Here is a 20,699-nt window from a genome sequence, read left to right on the forward strand (position 1 = left end):
CGCTAGCGGCGGTGATTTCGCCTTCGGGGCACGCGAGAAGGATGGCGGGATCCGCCGTGCGGGAGAAGGGCCGATCGGCGCGCGCGTCCCGGATGCGGGAGGTGGCATGGAACGGGCCGCCCCTGCGCCCCGCCGGCGCGACAGCGCACCGTCGGGGAAGCACCTCCGGAGAGCGAGGCCGGCGCGGGGGCGGCTCCGCTCTCAGCGGGAGAGCAGGGTGACCACCCAGGTCCCGCCGATCCACGCCCCGAGGGCCGAACCGAGGCTCGCCATCAGCGAGACCAGGAGAACGCGCGTGAACCGGTTCCGGTACAGCCCGCGGAGGGTCTGGGCGTCCTCCCGCAGGCGCTCGCAGTCCTCGACCGTGGGCCGCCGCAGCCAAGCCTCCACCAGGCCGACCACCATCCCGGCGGCGATCGTCGGGTTGAGCGAGGTGATGGGCGAGGCGACGAACGCGGTGACCACCGACAGCAGGCGCGCCCCCGCGAGAAGGCTGAACAGGGCCGCGAGAACCGAGTTCGGGATCAGCCAGGCGAAGAGCATTTCGCGCAAGCCCTCGCCCGCATGCCGCCGGTAGCCCACCGCGAAGGCGGCGAGGATCAGCGCCGGGAGCAGCCACTTGAGGATCTTCCCCCACGGGCCGGGAGGAGGGACGCTCTCCAGCGCGGCCCGGTCGATCGGGTCCGCAAAGCGCGCCACCATTCCGGGAACGTGGGCGGCGCCCACGACCGCGACGACCGTCCGCCCGGGCGCCTCGCGGATGCGGGAGACCAGATAGGCGTCCCGCTCGTCGATCAGCGGGCCCTTCACCTCGGGCACGAGCTCGGTGAACTCGCGCATCAACTCCGCGAGCACGTCGCTTTCCTTGATGCGCTCGAGCTCCTGCTCGGTCAGCTCCTCGTCGGCGAAGGCTCCGGCCAGAAGCGCGAAGCCGAGCCGGAGCCGCCTCCACGGACCCAGCCGCCGCCAGGCGCGGCGCAGGGTGATCTGGATGTCGCGGTCGGCGAGGACGAGGCGGGCTCCGTGCTCCTTCGCCTTATCGATCGCCGCGATCATCTCCGCTCCCGGACGCACGCCGAAGCGATTCCCGAGCCGTTGCTGGTAGGCGGCGAGGGCGAGGGACACGAGCAGGAAGGGAACTTTTCGCTCTTTGATGACCTGGAAGATGTCCAGGCGCCGCCAGCGCTCCCCGTCCACCAGCGCCCGGTAGCGGTTCTCGTCGAGCTCGACGCACACGGCGTCGGGGCGCAGGCGATCGATCGCCTCCCGCACCTCCTCGACGCTCCGCCGCGAGACGTGAGCGGTGCCGACGAGGAAAAACCGCCTCTCCCCGTCCGACAGCTCGGTGATGTGGCCTGCTCCCATCCGGAACCTCGCGGGCGGCACGCCGCCGGCCGCCCGTAATACACTTGCGAGCAGCGCCTGTCGAACCGCGGCTGGGCCCGGTCCCCGGCGAGGGCGCGCCGCCGGCCGGCCGGTCCGGCCCGCCGCACGGAGCCGACATGAAGATCCCGTCGTTGATCCTGCGCCAGCTCTACACCTTCGGCTCGCTCGCCTCCGAGCGGGAAACGGTCTCTTTTTCGCTGAAGAACCGGCTCAGCGACGCCTCCCTTACCGGGCTGGTCGAGGTGAGGATCGACGGGCGTCGCTTCGAGCCCGGGGAGGTGGTCCTCGAGCTGCCGGGCGGCCGGTCGCTCCGCGGCTCCGAGCTGAGCGCGGACCGCCCGGTGCCCTTCCCCCTTCGCCAGGCGGTGACCCTGCGGGTCCCGTCGCCGCCCTTGGATCCCGGCAAGCATGAGCTGGCGATCACCTTCGACACGAAACCGTTCGGGCGGCTCCGGCTCGCCGTCGAGGACGCGGTCTCGAAAGAGCCGCCGCGCCGGGTCAAGATTCCGTCGAACCGGGAGAACGACTACACCCCCGAGATCGTGGCCGAACGCCAGCGGTTCGTCGAGTCCTTCAGCGGGGTCCCGCTGCGGCACATCACCCACTTCTCCTTCGACCCGGCGGTGACCAAGGGGAACTGCGAGCACTTCACCGGCGTCGCCCAGGTCCCCATCGGCTTCGCGGGACCGATCAGGATCAACGGCGAGCACGCGAAGGGCGAGTTCCTCGTTCCCCTGGCGACCACGGAGGGCACGCTGGTCGCTTCGTACAACCGCGGCATCAAGGTCCTGAACCTGAGCGGCGGCGTGAAGACCACCGTTCAGGACGATGCGATGCAGCGCGCCCCGGTGTTCGTCTTCGACTCGGCGCGGGAAGCGCTCGCCTTCAAGGCGTGGGTGGAGGAGAACTTCGACGGCATCCGCGAGGCGGCGGAGGCGACGTCCAGCGTGGCCCGGCTCAAGTACATCGACATCTTTCTCGCCAGCAAATTCGCCTTTCTCAGGTTCAACTTCCTCACCGGCGACGCCGCAGGGCAGAACATGGTCGGCCGGGCGACCTTCGCCGCCTGCAGCTGGATCCTCGACCGGGTGAAGACCGTCCGCCGGTTCTACCTCGAATCGAATCTGGCAACCGACAAGAAGACCTCGCAGGTGAACGTGATGCGGACGCGGGGCAAGCGGGTCACGGCGGAGGCGGTGATCCCGCGAGAGGTGCTGATCGAGCACATGCGGGTCGAACCGGAGCAGCTCCACTACCACTACGGCGTCGCCTCGGTGGGAACCGTTCTCTCGGGCGCGAACAACAACGGGCTCCACTCGCCCAACGCCACCACCGCGCTGTTCATCGCCACCGGCCAGGACGTGGCCAACGTCGCCGAATCGTCGGCGGGGATCCTCTACGCCGAGCTGACCGACTCGAAGGACTTCTACATCTCCCTCACCCTCCCCTCCCTGATCGTCGCCACCTACGGGGGCGGCACGGGACTGCCGACCCAGCGGGAGTGCCTGGAGATCATGGGCTGCTACGGCCGGGGCAAGGTCCGGAAGCTCGCCGAGATCGTGGCGGGCGTCTGCCTGGCGGGGGAGATCTCGCTGGCCTGCGCGATCTCCTCGCTCGACTGGGTTTCGAGCCACGAAAAGTACGGCCGGAACCGGTAGCCGGGGATACGGGCCCTCGCGCGGCGGGCCCGCCGGGCGTCAGTTGCGATCCGGCGCCTCCCCCTCTCCGACGAGGTCGAGCATCGCGCGCAGCGCGAGCCACGCGGCGGCCGGGCTCACCCGGTCGCGCGGGCCGGGAACGGACCTCCGCCCCTCCCGTGCGAGCCCGCCCGGGCCGGCAGCGGCCCAGCTCGCCACGGTGGAACCGGCGCCGGGGGCCGCCAGCCCGAGCACCAGGGCCGCGTCCGTTCCGGCCCGCCGCCGCAGTTCCAGCGCCGTTCTCCGGTCGGCGGCCACTTCGGGGCGGACGTCGGCCCGGCGGAGCACCCGATCCCCCTCCGCGGCCGACGCGACCAGGGCCGGCAGGGCGGCACCCGAGGCGACGTCCTGGAGCAGGGCCAGGGCGGCCCCCCGGCGGGCGAGGCGGGACACGACCAGCTCGGGAAGGCGGATCCGTCCCTCGGAGTAGACGATCGGCCCGAGGTGGGACCGGATCCGGTCCGCCACCGCGCGGGCCCGCGCGGCGGCGGCCGCACCCCCGCGCGCCAGGACCTTCAGCTCGATCTCGGGGAAGCGCACCCGGTAGCCGAGCTCGATGCCCGGGGGAACCGGTTCGAGCGCGGCGATCGACTCCGCCAGGCGGGACTCGGTGACGCCGAAACAACGGAGGACGATCTGATGGCCGGGATTCGCCACCGACCGGGCGATCTCCGGTGCGACGCTGGCCTCGAACATCGCGCGCATTTCGCCGGGGACCCCCGGGAGGAAGAAGCAGCGCGCGCCGGCCAGCCGGACCGAGAAGCCGGGCGCGGTTCCGGCGGGGTTCGGAATGAGGGCGGCTCCCCTCGGAATGTCGGCCTGCTTGAGGTTGCACTGCGGCATGCGGCGCCCCAGCGCGGCGAACCGGGAGCGGATGGCCTGCACCGCTTCCTCGCGGCGTTCCAGCGGGACCCCCAGCCGCTGGGCCACGGCCGCCGCCGTGAGGTCGTCGCTGGTCGGACCCAGCCCTCCGGTCACCACGACGACGTCGGCCTCGCCGGCGGCGCGTTCGAGGGCGTCGCCGATGCGCCGCGGATCGTCGCCGACGATCGCGATGCCGATCACCTCCGCCCCGATGTCGGTCATGCGCGAGGCGAGCCACGAGGCATTGGCGTCGGGAAGCTCGCCCCGCGTGAGCTCGGTTCCGACGGCGATCAGCGCGGCGCGCATGGCGCGCAGTCTCGTGTGCCGGCGCCGCCGCGTCAACGGCGGCCGGCGGTGGGGTTGCCGCCATCGGCCGACCGCGGTTTCATTCCGGTGGCGGGCAGGGGCCCGCGGCGGAGGGTGGCGATGAGAGGCGCGGACCTGCGGCGGGCCATCATGGCGGTGGGAGCGGTCCTCTTTGTTGTCGGCACCGCCGCCGCCGAGGTGCCGGTCGTCGAGCTGCCGGCCCCCGACGTGGCGGCCGCGATGGAGGAGGACGCCCGGACTCCGCGGGGGGTGCGGCCGTTCCGGGTCGGGCTGCCGCGGAAGACGGACATCTCTCCGGACCGCGCGGCAGCCTGGCGAGATCTGCAGGGTGGCGGAAAGCTCTGGACGGTGAGCGTGCGCTCCCCCGGAGCGCTGTGGCTCGTCCTGGGCTTCGGCACCTTCCGGCCCCTTCCCGGGGCCGAGCTGCGTGTCATGGATCCCTCCCGCACCCATGTGCTCGGCCCGTACACCCACCGCGACATCCGGCCGCACGGCCAGCTGTGGCTCCCGCCGCTGCCCGGCGATACCGCCGTCATCGAGCTGCTCTGGCCGGCGGAGCTCGCGGGAAAGCGGGCGAACCTCCACCTCGGCACCGTGTCCCACGGCTACCGTCCCTGGGGCGGCATCGGCGGGCCGGGCCCGGGGGACACGGAACCCGAGGCCGGCTCGTGCAACATCGACATCAACTGCCCGCTCGGCGCCGACTGGCAGGACGACAAGCGGGGCGTGGTGAACCTGCTGTCCGGAGGGAGCGGGTATTGCAGCGGCTCCCTCATCGCCACGACGGCGGCGGACTGCCGGAATCTCGTGCTCACCGCTCACCACTGCCTGTCCACCGCCGGCGAGGCGGCGAGCACCACGTTCCAGTTCAACTTTGAGCGCCCGCAGTGCGGCTCGGGCTCCGGCCGGACGGATCAGACGGTGACCGGCTCCACGCTGGTGGCGACCTATGCGCCGAGCGATTTCACGCTGCTCGAACTCGATGTCGACCCTCCCGAGTCCTACAACGTCTACTACAACGGCTGGAGCCGCTCCTCGACCCCGGCCAGCGCCTCCTGGTGCATCCACCATCCCAACAACGACGAGAAGTCGATTTCGCGGAACCTGGACCCCCTCGTCGACGGACGGGCCTGGGGTCCCGACCACTGGCGCGTCACGGAGTGGGAAGACGGCACCACCGAGCCCGGCTCCTCGGGCTCGCCCCTGTTCGATCCGGACCACAGGATCGTGGGCCAGCTCCACGGCGGCACCGCCTCGTGCACCAGCCACACTTACGACGAGTTCGGCAAGCTCTCGGTCTCCTGGACCGGCGGGGGCACGCCGTCCACGCGGCTGTCCGACTGGCTGGACCCCGCGGGGACCGGAGCGGTGACGCAGGACGGGATCGACGCGTCCTTCTGCCGGGTTCCGCGGCCGCGCCTCGTGTACGACGGGCATGTCGTGGACGACTCCGCGGGCAACGGAAACGGTGTGGCCGACCCGGGGGAGACGTTCGTTCTCGAGGTCGACTCGCGAAACACCGGAACGCTCGGCGCCACGCACGTCCAGGGGACGCTCTCGACCTCCACGCCGGACGCCACGGTGACCGATCCCGCCGCCGACTGGCCCGACATCCCCGAGGGCACGGTTCGCCGCTCGCTTCCCCCGCATTTCACGGTCGAACTCGCGCCGACCCATCCCTGTGGGGACCCGATCGCCTTCACCCTCGACATGACCGCACTCGAGGATCCCGGCTCGTGGACGTCGGACTTCGAGGTGCCGGTGGGCACGGCGTCCACCAACGAGGAGTTCCGCGACGACATGGAGCAGGGGCCGAACGGCTGGACGACGCAGAGCCTGACGGGCTCCAACGACTGGGTCCAGACCACCGCGGACAGTTCCAGTCCCAGCCACTCGTGGTTCGTCTCCGACATCGGAAGCGTGAGCGACAGCGTGCTCGTCATGCCGCTGCTGACCTCCCTCCCGGAACGATCGGTTCTCAGGTTCCAGCACCGGATGAACTCCGAGAGCGGATACGACGGCGGCGTCCTCGAGTACAGCGCCGACGGTGGCCCGTGGCAGGATGCCGGTCCGCTGATCGTCTCGGGAGGCTACACGGCGACGATCAGCACCTCCTACGGGTCGCCCCTCGCCGGCCGCGAGGCCTGGTCCGGGGATTACGGCGGATGGACGGAGGTCGAGGTGGACCTGGCGACCCTCGCCGGATCGGACGTGCGGTTCCGGTGGCGGTTCGCCACCGACGAGTCGGTTTCCGACGAGGGCTGGTATATCGACGACGTCGTCGTCGAGTCGACGTCCTACACATGCAACACGCCGCCGGCGCTCCCCGGCGAAGCGTCCGACCCGGCCGGGCCGGGCCGCCCGTTCACCGTGACGCCGGACCCGGGCGGCTACCGGCTCGAGTGGTCGGAACCGCCGGGCGGCGGGCCGGTCGTCGACTACGTGCTCTACCGGACGGACCTCCGGGGGTTCTACGATCCCGCCTGCGAGGCGAACCTCGGAGCGGGGACCTCGGCGGTCCTGCCGGATCTGCCGGCCGACCACGGCCTGCTCGTCGTCGCGCGGAACGGCGCCGGGGAGGGACCGTACGGGCGCGGGAGCGACGGGACACCCCGGGGGGCTTCGTCGGCCCCCTGTCCGTGACGCCGCGCGGGAGGAAAACACCGTGAGGCTTGCCCACACGATGATCCGGGTCAGAGACCTGGAACGCTCGCTCGCCTTCTACGTCGGCTTCCTCGGCTTGCGGAAGGTTCGCGAGCGGCCGATCGGGGATGAGGCCGTGCTGGTCTTCCTCACCGACGAGGTCGGGGCCTATCACATCGAGCTGACCTGGAACCGCGACGGCCGCGACTACGTGCTGGGCGACCAGTTCGGCCACCTCGCCTTCTTCACCGACGACCTCGATGCGGTCATCCGGGCGGTGGAGGAGCGCGGATGGCCGTACCGGCGCTCCCGTCCCGAGATTCCCACCCGGTACATCTTCGTCAAGGATCCCGACGGGTACGAGATCGAGATCCTCGAAAACCGCCCCCGCTGACGGCCCTCACGCGAGGCGCGCGTCGTCGAGCGCGGCGTCGTCCCGGCGCCGACGAGCCAGCCGGGGCCGGAACGCGGACCGTTCCATCGCCCGCAACCCCGGCTCGAAGAAGAACTCTCTCTCGCCCGGCGGAGGCACCAGATCGTCCAGCCAGGTGGCGCGCGGATCGAACCGGGCGAAAAAGGGCCGGCCCACCCATTCCGGATCGCGCGCCTGGATGAAGCTGAGCACGAACAGCTTCTGGCCGCCGATCTCGGTGACCCCGTGCACGAGCACCTTCCCCGGCTTGGCGGACATCGAGGGCCCGCGCACCGTTCTGCCGAGCCCCGACTGGCACCGGTAGGCCTCGCGGAAGATCTCGACCGCCCGCGCCAGCGGGACCTCGAAGTAGTTCTTCGGGCCGGTGTCGCGCTCGACGAACATGTAATACGGGACGGCGCCGAGCCGCACCTGAGTCCGCCACAGCTCGGCCCAGACCCGCGGGTCGTCGTTGACGTGGCGGACCAGCGGCGCCTGGGTGCGGACGACGGCCCCCGTGGCACGGATCCGCCGGACCGCGCGCTGCGCCGCCCGGGTCCTCAGCTCGCGCGGGTGCGAGTAGTGGGCCATCACGGCGAGGTGCCGGCCCGAGGCGACGACGCGCTCGAACAGCCGGAGGAGATCGTCGGCGTCCGGGTCGGTGAGGAAGCGGTACGGCCAGTAGGCGGGCGCCTTCGTGCCGATCCGGATGCTGCGAACGTGCTCGATGTCCAGCAGCGGCTCGACGTAGCGCGACAGCGCGTCGGCCCGCATCACCAGGGGATCGCCTCCGGTGAACAGGACGCTGGAAACCTCGCGGTGGTCGCGCACGTAGCCCGCGAGCTTCTGCGCCTCCCTCTCGGCGAACTTCAGCCCCTCCAGACCCACGAACTGGGCCCACCGGAAGCAGTAGCTGCAGTAGGCGTGACAGGTCTGTCCCTGACTCGGGAAGAAGAGCACCGTCTCCCGGTACTTGTGCTGGAGGCCCGAGAGCCGCTCCCCGTGCCAGACGGGAACGTTCAGGCTCATCTGCCCGGCGGGATGGGGGTTGAGCCGCATCTGGATCCGGCGCGCCTCCGCTCGGATCGTTCGGTCGTCCGCCCCCTTCTCGACGAGCCGGAGCATGCGGCGGAAGTCCTCGGGCGCCAGCATGCCGGGCTGGGGAAACGTGAGCTGGAAGATCGGATCCTCCGGCACGCGGCGCCAGTCGATCAGCTCCTCCACGACGTAGGCGTTGGTCCGGAACGGCAGGACGGCGGAGACGGCCTGCATCGCCCGCACCATTCCCTCTCCGAGAGCCTGCAACTGCGGGAGGCGGGCGAGGTCCTTGCGGGTGTACGCCTTGTATCGAGGCGGCAGCGCCGGTCGGGCCGTGGGCGACACGAGGGTCCTCCTTCCAGGTTGTGGGGCGCCCGGTGAACGGGGGGATCGGCCTGGGGCGCCCGAGTCCGGCGGCGCGGGATTCGCGCCGGCAGGGCCCGCCTCGCTGGGGGAGACGGGAAACCTAGGCGGGTCAACAACTTGAGCTTGTTGCTGAAAAGGTACCAGAAACTTCCGGGCGTGTCAACGGACCGGCCCTCCGGGCGCTCGCCGCCGCCCGCCACTCCTGCTAGCCTCGTCCGCCCGGGAGGGCCGAATGCACCGTGGATCCTTCGAGGGGCGGGGCCGCGCCCGACGGATCGGCCCGGCTCTCCTGCTCGCGGCGCTCCTGCCCGGCTGCCGCGCCCCGCAGCCGGCCCGGCCCGTCGTCGCGGCGACCGTGCCGCCGCTCGCCTGGCTCGCCAGGACGCTGGCCGGACCGGCGGTGGAGGTCGTCCCGCTCGTGCCCCCGGGCGCGCGTCCCGAGACGTTCGCCCCGGCACCGGCCCGCTGGGCGGCCCTCTCGCGGACCCGCGTGGCCGTCGGTACCGGGCACGCGGCCGCCGCGTTCGAGCAGCGGCTCCTCCGGCGGCTGCGCGAGGTCTCCCCCCGCTTCCTTCTCGTCACTCCCCCCGCGGACCGCTTCCCCGATCCCCACGTCTGGGTCGACCCCCGCGCGATGCGTCTGCTGGCGGAGCGGCTCGCCGGGGAGCTGGGACGCCTCGTTCCCGAGGCGCGGCCCGCCCTCGGCGAGCGCCTGGCGCGGGTTCGCCGGATCATCGACGCGGCCGAGGCGGAGCTGCGCGCGGCCGCGGCCCGCGCCCCGGGCCGTTCCTTCCTGGTGCTCCACCCGGTCTGGTCGCGGCTGGCCGACCGCCTGGGCCTCCGCGAGATCCCCGTGGGCTCCGGCGAGAGGACGCCCGGACCGTTCGGTCTCGCCCGGGCGCTGAGGCGCGCCCGGCGGCACCGCGCGGACTTGCTGCTCGCCCAACCGCAGCTTCCCCTGGCGGCCGCCCGCGAGCTGGCCCGGGCCGCGGGGGTGAGAGCGGTCGTGGTCGATCCGTTGGCGTCCGACTGGCCTTCCGCGTGGAGCCGGTTCGCGGCCGCGATCCGGGAGGGAACACGGCGATGAGCGCCCCGCCGGCGGTGCGCCTCGAGGGGGTGTGGCTCTCGTTCGGCGGCCAGACCGTGCTCGAGGCCGTCGATCTCGCGATCCGGCCGGGAGAGTTTCTCGGAATCCTCGGCCCGAACGGGGGCGGAAAGACCGTGCTGCTGAAGGTCATCCTGGGGCTGCTCCGCCCGGACCGGGGCCGCGTGGAGATCTTCGGGCGCCCCCCCGGCCGCGCGCGCGGCCTTGTCTCGTACGTCCCGCAGTTCGCCGCGTTCGACCCCGCCTTCCCGATCCGGGTGATCGACGTCGTCCTGATGGGGCGGCTGTGCCGGCGGCGCCGGTCCTTCTCCCGGTTCTCGGCCGAAGACCGGACGCGGGCGGAGGCTTGTCTCGAGGCGGTCGGCCTGGGCGATCAGGCCGCGCGTCCCGTCGCCGGGCTCTCCGGCGGGCAGCTCCAGCGCGTGCTCCTCGCCCGCGCCCTCGCCGCGGAGGCCCCGCTGCTGCTGCTCGACGAGCCGGCCTCCAGCCTCGACCCCGAGGGGGGTCGAAGTCTCTACGAGCTGCTGGAAACGCTCCGGCCGCGAACCACGCTCGTGCTCGTCTCGCACGACGTGGGGTTGATCTCCTCCCACCTCGAGACGGTCGCCTGCCTGAACCGGCGCCTGCACTACCATCCCGCCGGGGAGATCACGCGCGAGATGATCGAGCGGACCTACGGATGCCCGGTGGACGCGCTCGTCCACCGGCACGCGCACCGGGTCGTCCCCCGCCACGGTCCGGAGCCCCGGACGTGATCGAGCTGCTCCAGCTTCCCCTCTTCCAGCGGGCCCTCGCCGCCGGCCTCCTGGCCGGGATCGCGGGCGGCGTGGTCGGCTCGCTGGTGGTCGCGCGCCGCATGGCGTCGATCTCGGGAGGGCTGGCCCACGCCGCGTTCGGCGGGGTCGGCTTGGGGTACCTGCTCGGCTTCGACCCTCTTCTCGGCGCCGCGCTGTTCGCCGTGGGGTGCGCGCTGGCGGTGGGTGCCGTCCAGCTCCGGCTCGGAACGGGGATCGAGACCCTGATCGCCGTCGCGTGGGCGGGGGGTATGGCGCTCGGCATGCTGTTCGTCGCGCTGGCCCCGGGTTACGCACCCGACCTGATGAGCTACCTCTTCGGGAGCATCCTGCTCGTGCCGCCCGGTTTCCTGAGCGCGGCGGCGCTTCTCGACGCCGCCGTGGTGGCCGGAGCGATCCTGTTCTACGACGAGCTGCAGGCGGTCAGCTTCGACGAGGACTTCGCCCGGGTGGCGGGCGTCCCGGCCTCCGCACTCCACCTCGGCGTGCTGGCGGCGGCCGCTCTGACCGTCGTCCTCCTGATCCGCATCGTCGGGGTCATCCTCGTCATCGCTCTGGTGACGGTACCCGCGGCGATCGCCCGCCACTGGACCGCGACGCTGAAGGGGACGATGATCGTGGCCGCCGGCCTCGGAGTGGCCCTCTGCGAGGCGGGGCTCCTGCTCGCCTACGCGGCGGGCGCCGCCACCGGCGCGGACGTGCCGGCCGGGCCGACCATCATCCTCGCGGGGATCGGCGCCTTCGCCGCCAGCGCCGCGGTGCGAGCGCTCACCGCGCGGCGCCGCGATCGCGCGGCGTTCCCCGCCGGAGGCCGCCGATGAGAGAAATTGCCGCGAAGCGGGCGCTGATCACCGGTGGGGCGAGGGGCCTCGGCCTGGAGATCGGCATCCAGCTCGCCGGCCGCCACGCCGAGGTGATCCTCGTGGACCGCGACGCGGACGCGCTCGGCGACGCGGTCGAGATGGTCGCCGCCGCCGGGGCTCCCGCCCACGGTTACCCCGCCGACGTCACCGACGCGGAGGCGGTGCGCGACCTGTCGCAACGGATCGCGCGCGAGGTGGGACCGATCGACCTCCTCGTCAACAACGCGGGCATCGTCCACGGCGGCCCCTTCCTCGAGGTGCCGCTCGAGCGCCACCTGGCCACCTTCCGGGTCAACATCGAGGGCGTGGTGATCGTGACCCACGCCTTCCTGCCGATGCTGCTCGAACGGCCGGAAGCTCACATCGTCCAGATCGCCAGCGCTTCCGGGTTTCTCGGCCTGCCCTACGGAACGACCTACGCCGCATCGAAGTGGGCCGCGGTGGGGTTCGCGGAGTCGCTCCGGGCCGAACTGCGCGAGACGCGCCGGGACCACGTGCGCGTGACGATCGTCTGCCCGAGCTACATCGGCACGGGCATGTTCGAGGGAGTGCGCCCGCCGGCGTTGACCCGCATGCTCGAGCCGGAGGAGGTGGCGCGCCGCGTCGTCGAAGCCGTGCTCCACGACCGGCCGTGGGTCCTCGAGCCGTGGCTGGTCAAGATCACGCCCGCGCTGTTCGGCTTGTTGCCGACCCGCGTGTGGGACGCGCTCTCGTCGGCGCTGGGAGCCAGCGCGAGCATGACGGGCTGGAAGGGGCACGGGACCGGAGACCCGACCGGCGGCTGAGCGGGGCCCGTCAACTCCACAGCGCCGCCGCGAGCAGACCGGGCAGCGCCGACGCCGAGGGCGCGGCCTCGAACCGGGTGATCCGCGGCCCCAGGCGAGCGCCTCCCGGGAAGTCGGCGAACCAGGGCGGCGTCAGCGGCGGAACGAACGGGGCGCGGGCGACGCTTCGCTCGGGCCGATCGTACAGCCGCGCGTTGTGCACCACGCCGAGTCCGGAGCCGACCGACTCCGGCGTGTGGCCGGGGAAGGCCCCCCAGGTGGTCGTCCCGAGGCCGAAGATCACCCCGGGCCACAGGTTGATGCCGACACCCCCGTACCAGAGCCGCGCGACCGCCTCGGTGAGCCGAGCGCCCAGCGCGCGCTCCGTGCGCGGATCGACGAGCAGCGCGCACGACAGCGTGCCGGCGATCGATTCGTTCGCGAACCGCACCGCGGCGTCGAGAAACGCCTCGGGATCGCCGGTGCCGCCGGCGTCGAGTGCGCAAACGGCGATCACGCCGCAGAAGGCCTCCTCGCTGAGCGCCGGCTCGCCGGCGACGGGCGGAACGTCCGGCACGACGGCCCAGGCGAGCCGTGAGTCGTCGCCGTCGCCGAGCACCAGCGCTCCCGGATAGGCGTTCAGGTACCGCTGGTAGCGCTCGCGGGCTCCCGGGTAGTAGGCACGCCGCGGCGGAATGCGGCGGAGCGCTTCCGCGAGGGCGTCGACGAAGGCTTCCCTGAGATACCAGTCGCGCGACAGCACGAGCACCTTCGCGGCGTTGCAGTTGAAGCTCGCGTTGTGCGCCACCATGGCGGCCACGCGCCGCGCCTGAAACCGGAGCTCCTCGGAAGTCCATCGTCCCGGGACCACGATCACCGGCGTCACGCAGCCGAGCTCCGCGGTGACCGGCTTGTCCAGGAGAGGCCGCCCGGCGGCCTTGCGCCGGCGGCGCTGCTCGGGCGTAGCGCCCCAGACCAGCGCCTCGAACGTCGCCGCCGACCCGGTGAGGTGGACGGCGTCCACGAGTTCGTGCCGCGCCAGGTAGGCCCCCGCCTCCGCGCCCCCGAACACGAAGGCGAGGAACCCCTCTCCGACGAGGGAGCGGAACGCCTGTCCGAGCAGCGGCCCGAGGTAGGCGTTCACCGGGTTCATCTTGACGACCGCCACCCGCCCGTGGACGAAGAGCTGATCGAGAGCGTCGAGGGGCGCGATCGATCCGACATTGCCGGCGCCGAGAACGAGCGCCACGCCGGGGGGAGCGGGAGGGTCGCCGCGGCGGTACGGAGCGCCGCGCGACGGGGGGACTCCCGGCCCGAACCAGATCTCCGCCGACACCCCCGGATAAAGAGCCCGCTCGTACAGCGTTTCCGGAAAGACCGGCACCGACGAGCGGCCGCCGGGGCGCGGAGCCGCGCGGGGCGCGTCCCACCGGGCGCGCTCCAGGCTCTCCGCGAGGAGCCTGATGAAGCGGACCGTGACCATCGGCCCGCTGATCCACTCCTCGCCCGCTACCGGCCCGGCGGGATCCTCCCCCTTCTCCCGCACCGCCCACGCGACCCAATCCGGAGCGACGCGGACCAGCTCGGCGGCGGCGGCCCTCAGGTAGCGGGCCCGCGCGCGGGCGTCCAGAGAGGCCCACGCGGCCGCCCGGGAACGGAGCCGCTCGAGCGTCCGGTCGAGCTCGTCGCGCGGCGTCGCCGCGAGCGGCGTGTGGTGACGGATCCCCGCCACTGATTCCGATCGGCTCATCGCCCGCTCCGCGGATCCCCGCGCGCCCGCCGCCTACGATAGCGCGCGGGCCGGCGTTCCCGCCGCCCGTGCTATGATCCGCCGCCGTGTCGACCGGCGCGTTCCCGCGGGGATCTCTCCGATGACGACCTCCTGGACCTTCCGGTTGCCCGCCGGGGCCTCGCCCGACGAGCTGGCGCAGAACCTGGCCAAGCGGTTCCCCGTCCAGCGCGAGGAGGACCTCTCCGAGCGGTACACCTACCTCGACACGTGGGACGGGCGCCTGTTCGCGGCCGGCGCCACGCTCGACCTGCGTCGGAACCCGCACGGGGCGCTGCTCCGCTGGAAGGACGCCTCCGGCTCCGTCCGCCACCGGACGTGGGTCGAGGACGTGCCCCGCTTCGCCTGGGACGTCCCGCCCGGCCCGCTTCGCGACGCGCTCCTCCAGGCGGCGGGAATGCGGCGCCTCCTCCCGGTGGTGGAGGTCTCGTCGGAATCGAGGGGTTTTCGGGCTCTGAACGACGAACGCAAGACGTTCGCGCGCCTGCGGCTCGAGCGGCTCCGCGTGCGGCTCGGCGCCGGAACCTCCGAGCCGGAGCGGACGCTGCCCTGGCGCCTCCGGGTGCTCCCGCTCCGCGGCTATGCCGAGGAGGCGGCGGCGCTGGCGGCCGGGATCGAGCGGAGCTTCGGTTTCGAGCGGGACGAGCCGGCCGAGCTCGCCGCCTGCCTGCGGGCGCTCGGCCGCGAACCTGCCCGCCCGCGCGGCCGGCTGCGCGTTCCCCTGCTTCCCGGGATTCCCGCCGGTGAAGCGGTGCGCCGCGTCCTGGCGGTTCTCGCACGATCGATCCGCGCGGTGGAGCCGGGGTTGCGCGACGATCTCGACCCGCTGTTCCTCGAAGAGTTCCGCGGCGCCGTCGCGCGGACCGTCACCGCGACGGCGGCGCTGGCGGACGCGCTGCCGGAAGCGGCCGTGCGCTTCGCTCCCGAGTTTTCGTGGTTGCTCGAGCGGACGGAGCCGGCCGCCGCGGCCACCGAAGCGTTGCTCGCCGTCCGGACGTTCCGGCTCCGGGAGGCGCCGGAGACGGAGCGCGAGCTCGAGCCGCTCGACGCGGCGCTCGAAAAGGCGCGCGCGAACGCGGCGCAGGAGCTGCGCGCCGTTCTCGAAGGCGAGCGCTACGCGGATCTCGGGCGCGAGTGGGAGCGCTGCCTTCTTCCCGGCGGGGATTGGCCCCGGAGCGCCCGGCCCGCCTCCGAATGGGCGCGCGCCGCCCTCCGGCGCGCGCGGACCGATCTCGTGGAGAGGTCCGCGGCCGCGCTCGCCGAGCGCACGCCCGAGGCCCGCGCCCTGGCGGCGCGAGCCGCCCGCGCTCTCGCCCACCTCCTCGAGTTCTTCGCCGGCCTGATTCCCCCCGACCGCCTGGAAGGGCGCCTCGAGGCCGCCCGCCGGCTGGCGGAAGCGCTCGAGCGCGCGGCGAGGCTCCCGTCGGTCGCCGCCTCGGTGGCCGGCGCCGCCAGCCGGATGGAGGCCGGACCGGCGGCGCTGATCGCCGCGGGCCGGGTGGTCGAACATCTCCACGCGGCAGCGAGGGAGGCGGCGAAGGAGGCCGAAGGGCGACTCGCGGAGGCGGCGGAAAGCGGCCGGGCGGCGCGGGAGCCGGACGAACCGTGATCGTCTTCGCCACCTACAACATCAAGGGCGGTGTCGGCAAGACGGCCACGGCGGTCAACCTGGCCTATCTGTCGGCCCGCGACGGCGTGCGGACGCTTTTGTGGGATCTCGACCCGCAGGGAGCCGCCAGCTTCTACTTCCGGATCCGGCCGCGCGTCGAGGGGGCCGGAGAGGATCTCGCTTGCGGCCGTCTCCCGGCGGCCGAGCTGGTCCGCGCCACCGATTTCGAGGATCTCGACCTCCTCCCGGCCGATCTGTCCTACCGGCACCTCGACCTGGCCCTGGCGACGACCGCGGCCCCGGCCGGCCAGCTTCGTTCCCTTCTCGAACCGCTCGAAGCGGAGTACGAACGCGTCTTCATCGACTGCGCGCCGAGCATCTCGCTGGTGTCGGAGAGCCTGTTCAGGGCGGCGGACGTGCTGCTCGTCCCCACCATCCCCACGACCCTCTCCCTCCGGACGCTCGAGCAGCTCGAGGACCACCTCGAACGCGACGGTCCGGCCCGGCCGCCGCTCCTCCTGCCGTTCTTCTGCATGGTCGACCGCCGGAAGGCGCTTCACCGGGTGATCCGCGCGAGGGCCCGCGCCGCTTCGCCCCGCTTCCTGAGGTCGGAAATCCCCTACTCGAGCGTCGTCGAGCAGATGGGCGTCTACCGGGCGCCCGTCCCGGTCTTCGCCCGTAACAGCGCGCAGGCCCGGGCCTACGAGGAGTTGTGGCTGGAGATCCTCTCCCGGCTCCCGCCCTCCTGAACCGGCCGGGATCCGAAAGCGGGCCGTGGCCGGAGCGCGACGCCGCTCCCGCCCGGCGCCGCGCCGGGCGGTCCGGCTCCCTGCCCCCGGGGCCGAGCTCGGCCTCGTCGGCGGGTCCAGGCCGAAAGCGTCCTGCCGGGCGGCGGGACCGGCGCCGCGGGAACGCCCGGGGAGACCCGGCGTGGGCGGAGCCGGCCCCCGGCCGTATGTTTGCCGCCGGATGGTGATCACCCTCGAGCCGAACGCTCCCGAGTCGGCCGCCGCCGCGGTCGAAGCGCTCGCCTTGCGCTTTCCTGGCGTCGAGCCGCGCCGGCACGTCTTCCGCGGCTCCCGCGACACCGTCGTCGAGATCCACCTGATCGGGTCGACGCGAGAGGTTCCCGCCGAGCCGTTCGAGGCGATGCCCGGCGTGCGGCGCGTGGTCCGCGTCTCCACCAAGTACCGCGTGATCGGCCGGCACGGCGACGGCGACCCGGAGGGGTTCGAGTACAACGGCGTGAGGATCGGCCCCGACCGGCTCCAGGTCTTCGCCGGCCTGTGCGCGGTGGACACGCCGGAGCATGTCGAAGCGATGATGGCGGCCCTCGAGGCGAACGGTGTGGTCACCACCCGCATGGGGGCCTACAAGCCGCGCACGAGCCCCTACGACTTCCAGGGCCTGGGCGCCGCCTGCCTGCCGTGGGTCTTCGAAGCGGCGGGTCGGCACGGGGTGCGGGTGATCGCGATGGAGGTGACCCGGGCGCGGCACATCGAGGAGATCCGCGAAGCGCTCGAACGGACCGGCCATCCCACCGGTGTCATGCTCCAGATCGGCACCCGGAACGCTCAGAACTTCGAGCTCCTGAAGGCCGTGGGTCAGGCCCAGGAGTTCCCCGTCCTGTTCAAGCGGGGCATGGGGATCACGCTGGAGGAGTCCCTCAACGCCTGCGAGTACATCGCCAGCGAAGGGAACCACCGGATCGTGTTCTGCCTCCGCGGCGTCAAGACCCACCTCGGCGATCCGCACCGGAACCTGGTCGACTTCGCCCACGTCCCGGTGGTCCGCCGCCAGACTCGCCTGCCGGTCTGCATCGACCCCTCGCACAGCGTGGGGCGGCGGGACCGGGCGCCGGACGGGCTACCGGACATCTTCCATGCGGTCGGCCAGGGCGTGATCGCGGGGGCGTCGATGGTGCTCATCGATTTCCATCCGCGGCCGGAGGCGGCACTCTGCGACGGCGCGCAGGCGCTCACCCTCGACGAGCTTCCCCGGCTGCTCGATTACGCGCGCCGCGTGCGGGCCCTGTACGAGTCGCTGACAGCCTCCACCTGAGATCGGCATCCCGCCGTCACGCGCCGAGCTCCTGCTCGAGCACCCGCCAGAACCGGGCGCTCTTGGTGAAGTGCAGGTCGCACACGGGCACCTCTCGGCAGAACGCGGCGACGAGACGGGTGAGCCCCTCGTGCGACAGCCCCAACTCGTGGACGAACGGAACGCTGGCGGCCACGGTCGCCACCGCGCGCGCGGGAGACAGCCGCTCCAGTCGGTCTTCGGCCGCCTGCCGGAGCCGGAGCGCGGCGGCGACCGGCCAGGCTCCCCGCAGGCGCTTCTCCGGCGGATAGACCATGAAGAAGGGCACGGCGTGCGCGGTGACGGGCGCCGCCGTATCGACCAGCACCATGTCGTCCGACAGCGCTTCGCGGGGAGCCGACAGGGCCGTAGCGGTCGACTTCCCGGCTCCCGACGGCCCGAAGAAAAGGTAGACCCGGCCGCGATGCAGCACCCCCGCCGTGTGCAGGAGGAACGCTCCCTTCTCGATCGCGGCCAGCTGCGCGGCGATTCGGAGGTAGTTCTCCACCGACATGCTGAACCGGTCCCACACCCGGTCTCCCAGGACCAGCTCTCCCTCGCCGCGATCCAGATCGAGATAGCCCTTTTGCCAGTGGGAGCGGACCGAGAAGCGGCGGGGCCCCTCGCGCTCGAGAAGGAGGCGCGTGATCTCCCCCGGCGGCGGCAAGGGCACGAACGTCCCCGGTTCCTCGCGGCAGCGCACCACCAGATCGGCCTCCCGCCCCGGCTGCGGGACCTCGGCGAAGGGCGCGTACTGCTCGGTGACGAACGGGTCCCAGGAGGTCGGAAGGTCGACCAGGCGCACGCGGAGTCGCCCGAGCGTCAGCTCGAACGTCGTCCGGCCCGGCGGCACCGGCTGGCGACGGTCGCGCACCTGCCCGCGTCCCGGCATCGTCGCCTCCTCCCGCGGGCCGTTCCGCGGGGCCGCCCAGAATGCCGCCCCGCGCGCGCGGCCGCCACCCCGCGGGCGGTTCGGAACGCCGCGGTAGAATCGCCCGCGTGCCCGGAGCCGCCCTTCTCGTCCGCGGTCTCGTGAAGCGCTACGGCGAGCTCACCGCCGTGGACGGCATCGATCTCGAGGTGCGGAGAGGCCGCTGCCTCGGACTGCTCGGGCCGAACGGGGCGGGCAAGACGACGACCATCGAGGTGCTGGAGGGCCTCCTCCGGCCGGATGCCGGGCGGATCGAACTGCTCGGCCGAACCTGGGAGGAGGCCGGCGCCGACCTCCGCCGGCGCCTCGGCGTCCAGCTCCAGGAGACCTCCCTTCCCGAGAAGCTGACGGTCCGCGAGACGGTGCGACTGTTCGCCAGCTTCTACCCCGAACCGCTGGAGATCGACCGTGCCATCGAGCTGGTCTCGCTCCAGGAAAAGTCCGCTGTCCAGGTGCGACGGCTGTCGGGGGGACAGCGGCGCCGGCTCTCCCTCGCCTGCGCGCTGGTGGGCCGGCCGGAACTTCTCTTTCTCGACGAGCCGACCACCGGCCTCGACCCGCAGGCCCGACTCGCGATGTGGGACGTCGTGAGCCGCTTCCGGGAGGCGGGGGGAACGGTGCTCCTCACCACTCACGACATGCAGGAAGCCGAGCGTCTTTGCGACCGCGTCGCGATCATGGACCGGGGGCGGATCATCGCGCACGGGACGCCCCGCGAGCTGGTGGCGTCGCTGGGGGCGGAGCACGTGTTGGAGCTGGCCACCGAGCACCCGCTGCCGCCGGAGAAGCTGGCCGGCGCCCCCGGCGTCTCCTCGGTGACCGCGGTGGAGGGCGGCCTGCGGCTGACGCTGCGCGAGCCGCACAACTCCCTTCCCTCGATCCTGGCCGCTCTCCATCGGTCCGGCGCCCGGCTGACGCGACTCGCGATGCACCATGCGACGCTGGAGGACGTTTTCGTGGCGCTGACCGGGCGCCACCTGCGGGAGGGCTGAGCGCGTGTCCCGGCCGCACCCGCTGATCGAACTGACCCTCTTCCGGATCCGCGAGTTCGTACGAGAACCGGAGGCGCTGTTCTGGGTCTTCGTGTTTCCCGTACTGCTGGCCCTGGCCCTCGGCGTCGCCTTCCGGGAGCGGCGGGCCGGCCCGCTGCGCATCGCGGTGGTCGGAGGCGCCGGGGCCGCACCGCTCGCGCGGGCGCTGGCCGGATCACCGGAACTCGAGTGCGCGGTCCTCCCGGCCGAGGAGGCGCTGAGGCGGCTGCGGACCGGGGCGGCGGCGGCCTCCGTCGAACCGGGTGCGGAGGTGACCGTGCGCTTCGACCCGGCGCGCCCGGAGAGCCTCGCCGCCCGGTTCGCCGTCGAGAACGCCCTCCGCCGCGCGTCCGGGCCGCTCGACGGTCCGCCGGTTCGGGTGGAGGAGGTCCGGGCGCCCGGCGCGCGTTACATCGACTTCCTGGTCCCGGGTCTCCTCGGGATGAACCTCATGGGGACCGGGATGTGGGGGGTCGGGTTTTCGGTGGTGAACGCCCGCCAGAAGAAGCTGCTCAAGCGCCTCGCGGCGGCGCCGATGCGGAGGAGCCATTACCTTGCCGCCCAGATGGCGGGACGGCTGGTCTTCCTCGGCGCCGAGGTGGTCGTGCTCGTCGGCTTCGCGCGGGCGGTTTTCTCCGTGCCGTTCCGCGGGCCGCTCGCCACGTTCGCGGCGGTCTGCCTCGCCGGCGCACTCGCCTTCGCGGGCCTCGGCCTGCTCGTGGCCGCCCGGCCCCGCACGATCGAGGGCGTTTCGGGAATCATGAACTTCGTGATGCTCCCCATGTGGATCGGGTCGGGCACGTTCTTCTCCGCCGAGAGGTTCCCCGCGCCTCTCCAGCCGCTCATTCAGCTCCTCCCGCTGACCGCGGTCAACGACGCCCTGCGTGCGGTGATGCTCGAGGGAGCGGGCTTTCCCGAGGTGGCGCACGAACTCGCCCTGATCGGCGCCTGGACGGCCGTGTCGTTCGCCCTGGCGCTCCGCTGGTTCCGGTGGAGCTGAC

Annotated in this window: 16 protein-coding genes and 1 pseudogene; 12 read left to right on the plus strand and 5 right to left on the minus strand. The window is 72.8% G+C overall.

Going from position 1 to position 20,699, the window contains the following annotated elements; all coding sequences use genetic code 11:
- Positions 1-201: 201 nt before the first annotated feature.
- A complete protein-coding gene (locus D6718_09390; GenBank protein RMG44705.1) occupies positions 202-1,365 on the minus strand; it encodes a TraB/GumN family protein in 1,164 nt (387 codons plus the stop codon).
- A 137-nt stretch (positions 1,366-1,502) separates the two neighbouring features.
- On the opposite strand from D6718_09390, the gene D6718_09395 reads away from it, so the two are divergent.
- Complete coding sequence (locus D6718_09395) at positions 1,503-3,044, plus strand: hydroxymethylglutaryl-CoA reductase (protein ID RMG44706.1); 1,542 nt, start codon at positions 1,503-1,505, stop codon at positions 3,042-3,044.
- A gap of 39 nt (positions 3,045-3,083) precedes the next feature.
- Here D6718_09395 and D6718_09400 read toward each other — a convergent pair whose 3' ends face one another.
- A complete protein-coding gene (locus tag D6718_09400) occupies positions 3,084-4,253 on the minus strand; it encodes a hypothetical protein (protein ID RMG44707.1) in 1,170 nt (389 codons plus the stop codon).
- A gap of 120 nt (positions 4,254-4,373) precedes the next feature.
- On the opposite strand from D6718_09400, the gene D6718_09405 reads away from it, so the two are divergent.
- Both D6718_09405 and D6718_09410 read left to right on the plus strand, forming a co-directional pair.
- Positions 4,374-6,917, plus strand: coding sequence for a hypothetical protein (locus tag D6718_09405; protein ID RMG44708.1), 2,544 nt, complete (start codon positions 4,374-4,376; stop codon positions 6,915-6,917).
- 40 nt (positions 6,918-6,957) lie between these two features.
- Positions 6,958-7,311, plus strand: a complete 354-nt coding sequence (locus D6718_09410) for a lactoylglutathione lyase (GenBank protein ID RMG44709.1) — start codon at positions 6,958-6,960, stop codon at positions 7,309-7,311.
- Positions 7,312-7,413: 102 nt separating this feature from the next.
- Here the strand turns inward: D6718_09410 and D6718_09415 are convergent.
- Positions 7,414-8,712: pseudogene (locus tag D6718_09415) on the minus strand (lysine 2,3-aminomutase).
- A 253-nt stretch (positions 8,713-8,965) separates the two neighbouring features.
- On the opposite strand from D6718_09415, the gene D6718_09420 reads away from it, so the two are divergent.
- Genes D6718_09420 through D6718_09435 form a run of 4 tightly spaced genes read left to right on the plus strand, consistent with a single transcriptional unit; the run spans position 8,966 to position 12,280 of the window.
- Positions 8,966-9,820: a hypothetical protein gene (locus D6718_09420; protein RMG44710.1), complete on the plus strand. Its 855-nt coding sequence runs from the start codon at positions 8,966-8,968 to the stop codon at positions 9,818-9,820.
- On the plus strand, positions 9,817-10,593 hold the full coding sequence (locus tag D6718_09425; protein ID RMG44711.1) for an ATP-binding cassette domain-containing protein: 777 nt from the start codon (positions 9,817-9,819) through the stop codon (positions 10,591-10,593). Before D6718_09420 ends, D6718_09425 begins: the two co-directional genes overlap by 4 nt.
- Positions 10,518-11,453, plus strand: a complete 936-nt coding sequence (locus D6718_09430) for a metal ABC transporter permease (protein RMG44712.1) — start codon at positions 10,518-10,520, stop codon at positions 11,451-11,453. Before D6718_09425 ends, D6718_09430 begins: the two co-directional genes overlap by 76 nt.
- Positions 11,450-12,280, plus strand: a complete 831-nt coding sequence (locus D6718_09435; GenBank protein ID RMG44713.1) for an SDR family NAD(P)-dependent oxidoreductase — start codon at positions 11,450-11,452, stop codon at positions 12,278-12,280. The genes D6718_09430 and D6718_09435 overlap by 4 nt, the downstream gene beginning before the upstream one ends.
- A gap of 10 nt (positions 12,281-12,290) precedes the next feature.
- Here the strand turns inward: D6718_09435 and D6718_09440 are convergent, their stop codons facing one another.
- Positions 12,291-13,991, minus strand: a complete 1,701-nt coding sequence (locus D6718_09440) for an aldehyde dehydrogenase family protein (protein ID RMG44714.1) — start codon at positions 13,989-13,991, stop codon at positions 12,291-12,293.
- A gap of 91 nt (positions 13,992-14,082) precedes the next feature.
- Here D6718_09440 and D6718_09445 point away from each other — a divergent pair, with 91 nt between their 5' ends.
- The 3 genes from D6718_09445 to D6718_09455 all read left to right on the plus strand — a co-directional run bounded on the left by D6718_09445 (position 14,083) and on the right by D6718_09455 (position 17,718).
- Positions 14,083-15,657, plus strand: a complete 1,575-nt coding sequence (locus tag D6718_09445) for a CHAD domain-containing protein (GenBank protein RMG44715.1) — start codon at positions 14,083-14,085, stop codon at positions 15,655-15,657.
- The gene (locus tag D6718_09450) at positions 15,654-16,406 is read left to right on the plus strand and encodes a ParA family protein (protein RMG44716.1); all 753 of its coding nucleotides are present in this window, start codon (positions 15,654-15,656) and stop codon (positions 16,404-16,406) included. Before D6718_09445 ends, D6718_09450 begins: the two co-directional genes overlap by 4 nt.
- Before the next feature lie 220 nt (positions 16,407-16,626).
- The gene (locus tag D6718_09455) at positions 16,627-17,718 is read left to right on the plus strand and encodes a 3-deoxy-7-phosphoheptulonate synthase (GenBank protein RMG44717.1); all 1,092 of its coding nucleotides are present in this window, start codon (positions 16,627-16,629) and stop codon (positions 17,716-17,718) included.
- Between the two features lie 16 nt (positions 17,719-17,734).
- Here D6718_09455 and D6718_09460 read toward each other — a convergent pair whose 3' ends face one another.
- Positions 17,735-18,628: a hypothetical protein gene (locus tag D6718_09460; GenBank protein ID RMG44718.1), complete on the minus strand. Its 894-nt coding sequence runs from the start codon at positions 18,626-18,628 to the stop codon at positions 17,735-17,737.
- 41 nt (positions 18,629-18,669) lie between these two features.
- On the opposite strand from D6718_09460, the gene D6718_09465 reads away from it, so the two are divergent.
- Together D6718_09465 and D6718_09470 are read left to right on the plus strand one after the other, a co-directional pair.
- On the plus strand, positions 18,670-19,659 hold the full coding sequence (locus D6718_09465) for an ABC transporter ATP-binding protein (GenBank protein RMG44719.1): 990 nt from the start codon (positions 18,670-18,672) through the stop codon (positions 19,657-19,659).
- A 4-nt stretch (positions 19,660-19,663) separates the two neighbouring features.
- Positions 19,664-20,698 (plus strand): ABC transporter permease, encoded by a 1,035-nt coding sequence (locus tag D6718_09470; protein ID RMG44720.1) that lies wholly within the window; start codon positions 19,664-19,666, stop codon positions 20,696-20,698.
- Position 20,699 lies beyond the last annotated feature (1 nt).

Source organism: Acidobacteriota bacterium (genome assembly GCA_003696075.1).
Taxonomy (GTDB): domain Bacteria; phylum Acidobacteriota; class Polarisedimenticolia; order J045; family J045; genus J045.

Excerpts from the sequence above, each read along its gene's own strand:
- D6718_09405 (RMG44708.1), top strand. The coding sequence starts at position 4,374 with ATGAGAGGCGCGGACCTGCGGCGGGCCATCATGGCGGTGGGAGCGGTC.
- D6718_09420 (RMG44710.1), top strand. The coding sequence starts at position 8,966 with ATGCACCGTGGATCCTTCGAGGGGCGGGGCCGCGCCCGACGGATCGGC.
- D6718_09425 (RMG44711.1), top strand. The coding sequence starts at position 9,817 with ATGAGCGCCCCGCCGGCGGTGCGCCTCGAGGGGGTGTGGCTCTCGTTC.
- D6718_09460 (RMG44718.1), bottom strand. The coding sequence starts at position 18,628 with ATGCCGGGACGCGGGCAGGTGCGCGACCGTCGCCAGCCGGTGCCGCCG.
- D6718_09430 (RMG44712.1), top strand. The coding sequence starts at position 10,518 with ATGCCCGGTGGACGCGCTCGTCCACCGGCACGCGCACCGGGTCGTCCC.
- D6718_09445 (RMG44715.1), top strand. The coding sequence starts at position 14,083 with ATGATCCGCCGCCGTGTCGACCGGCGCGTTCCCGCGGGGATCTCTCCG.
- D6718_09455 (RMG44717.1), top strand. The coding sequence starts at position 16,627 with ATGGTGATCACCCTCGAGCCGAACGCTCCCGAGTCGGCCGCCGCCGCG.
- D6718_09395 (RMG44706.1), top strand. The coding sequence starts at position 1,503 with ATGAAGATCCCGTCGTTGATCCTGCGCCAGCTCTACACCTTCGGCTCG.
- D6718_09390 (RMG44705.1), bottom strand. The coding sequence starts at position 1,365 with ATGGGAGCAGGCCACATCACCGAGCTGTCGGACGGGGAGAGGCGGTTT.
- D6718_09465 (RMG44719.1), top strand. The coding sequence starts at position 18,670 with ATGCCGCCCCGCGCGCGCGGCCGCCACCCCGCGGGCGGTTCGGAACGC.
- D6718_09410 (RMG44709.1), top strand. The coding sequence starts at position 6,958 with ATGATCCGGGTCAGAGACCTGGAACGCTCGCTCGCCTTCTACGTCGGC.
- D6718_09435 (RMG44713.1), top strand. The coding sequence starts at position 11,450 with ATGAGAGAAATTGCCGCGAAGCGGGCGCTGATCACCGGTGGGGCGAGG.
- D6718_09400 (RMG44707.1), bottom strand. The coding sequence starts at position 4,253 with ATGCGCGCCGCGCTGATCGCCGTCGGAACCGAGCTCACGCGGGGCGAG.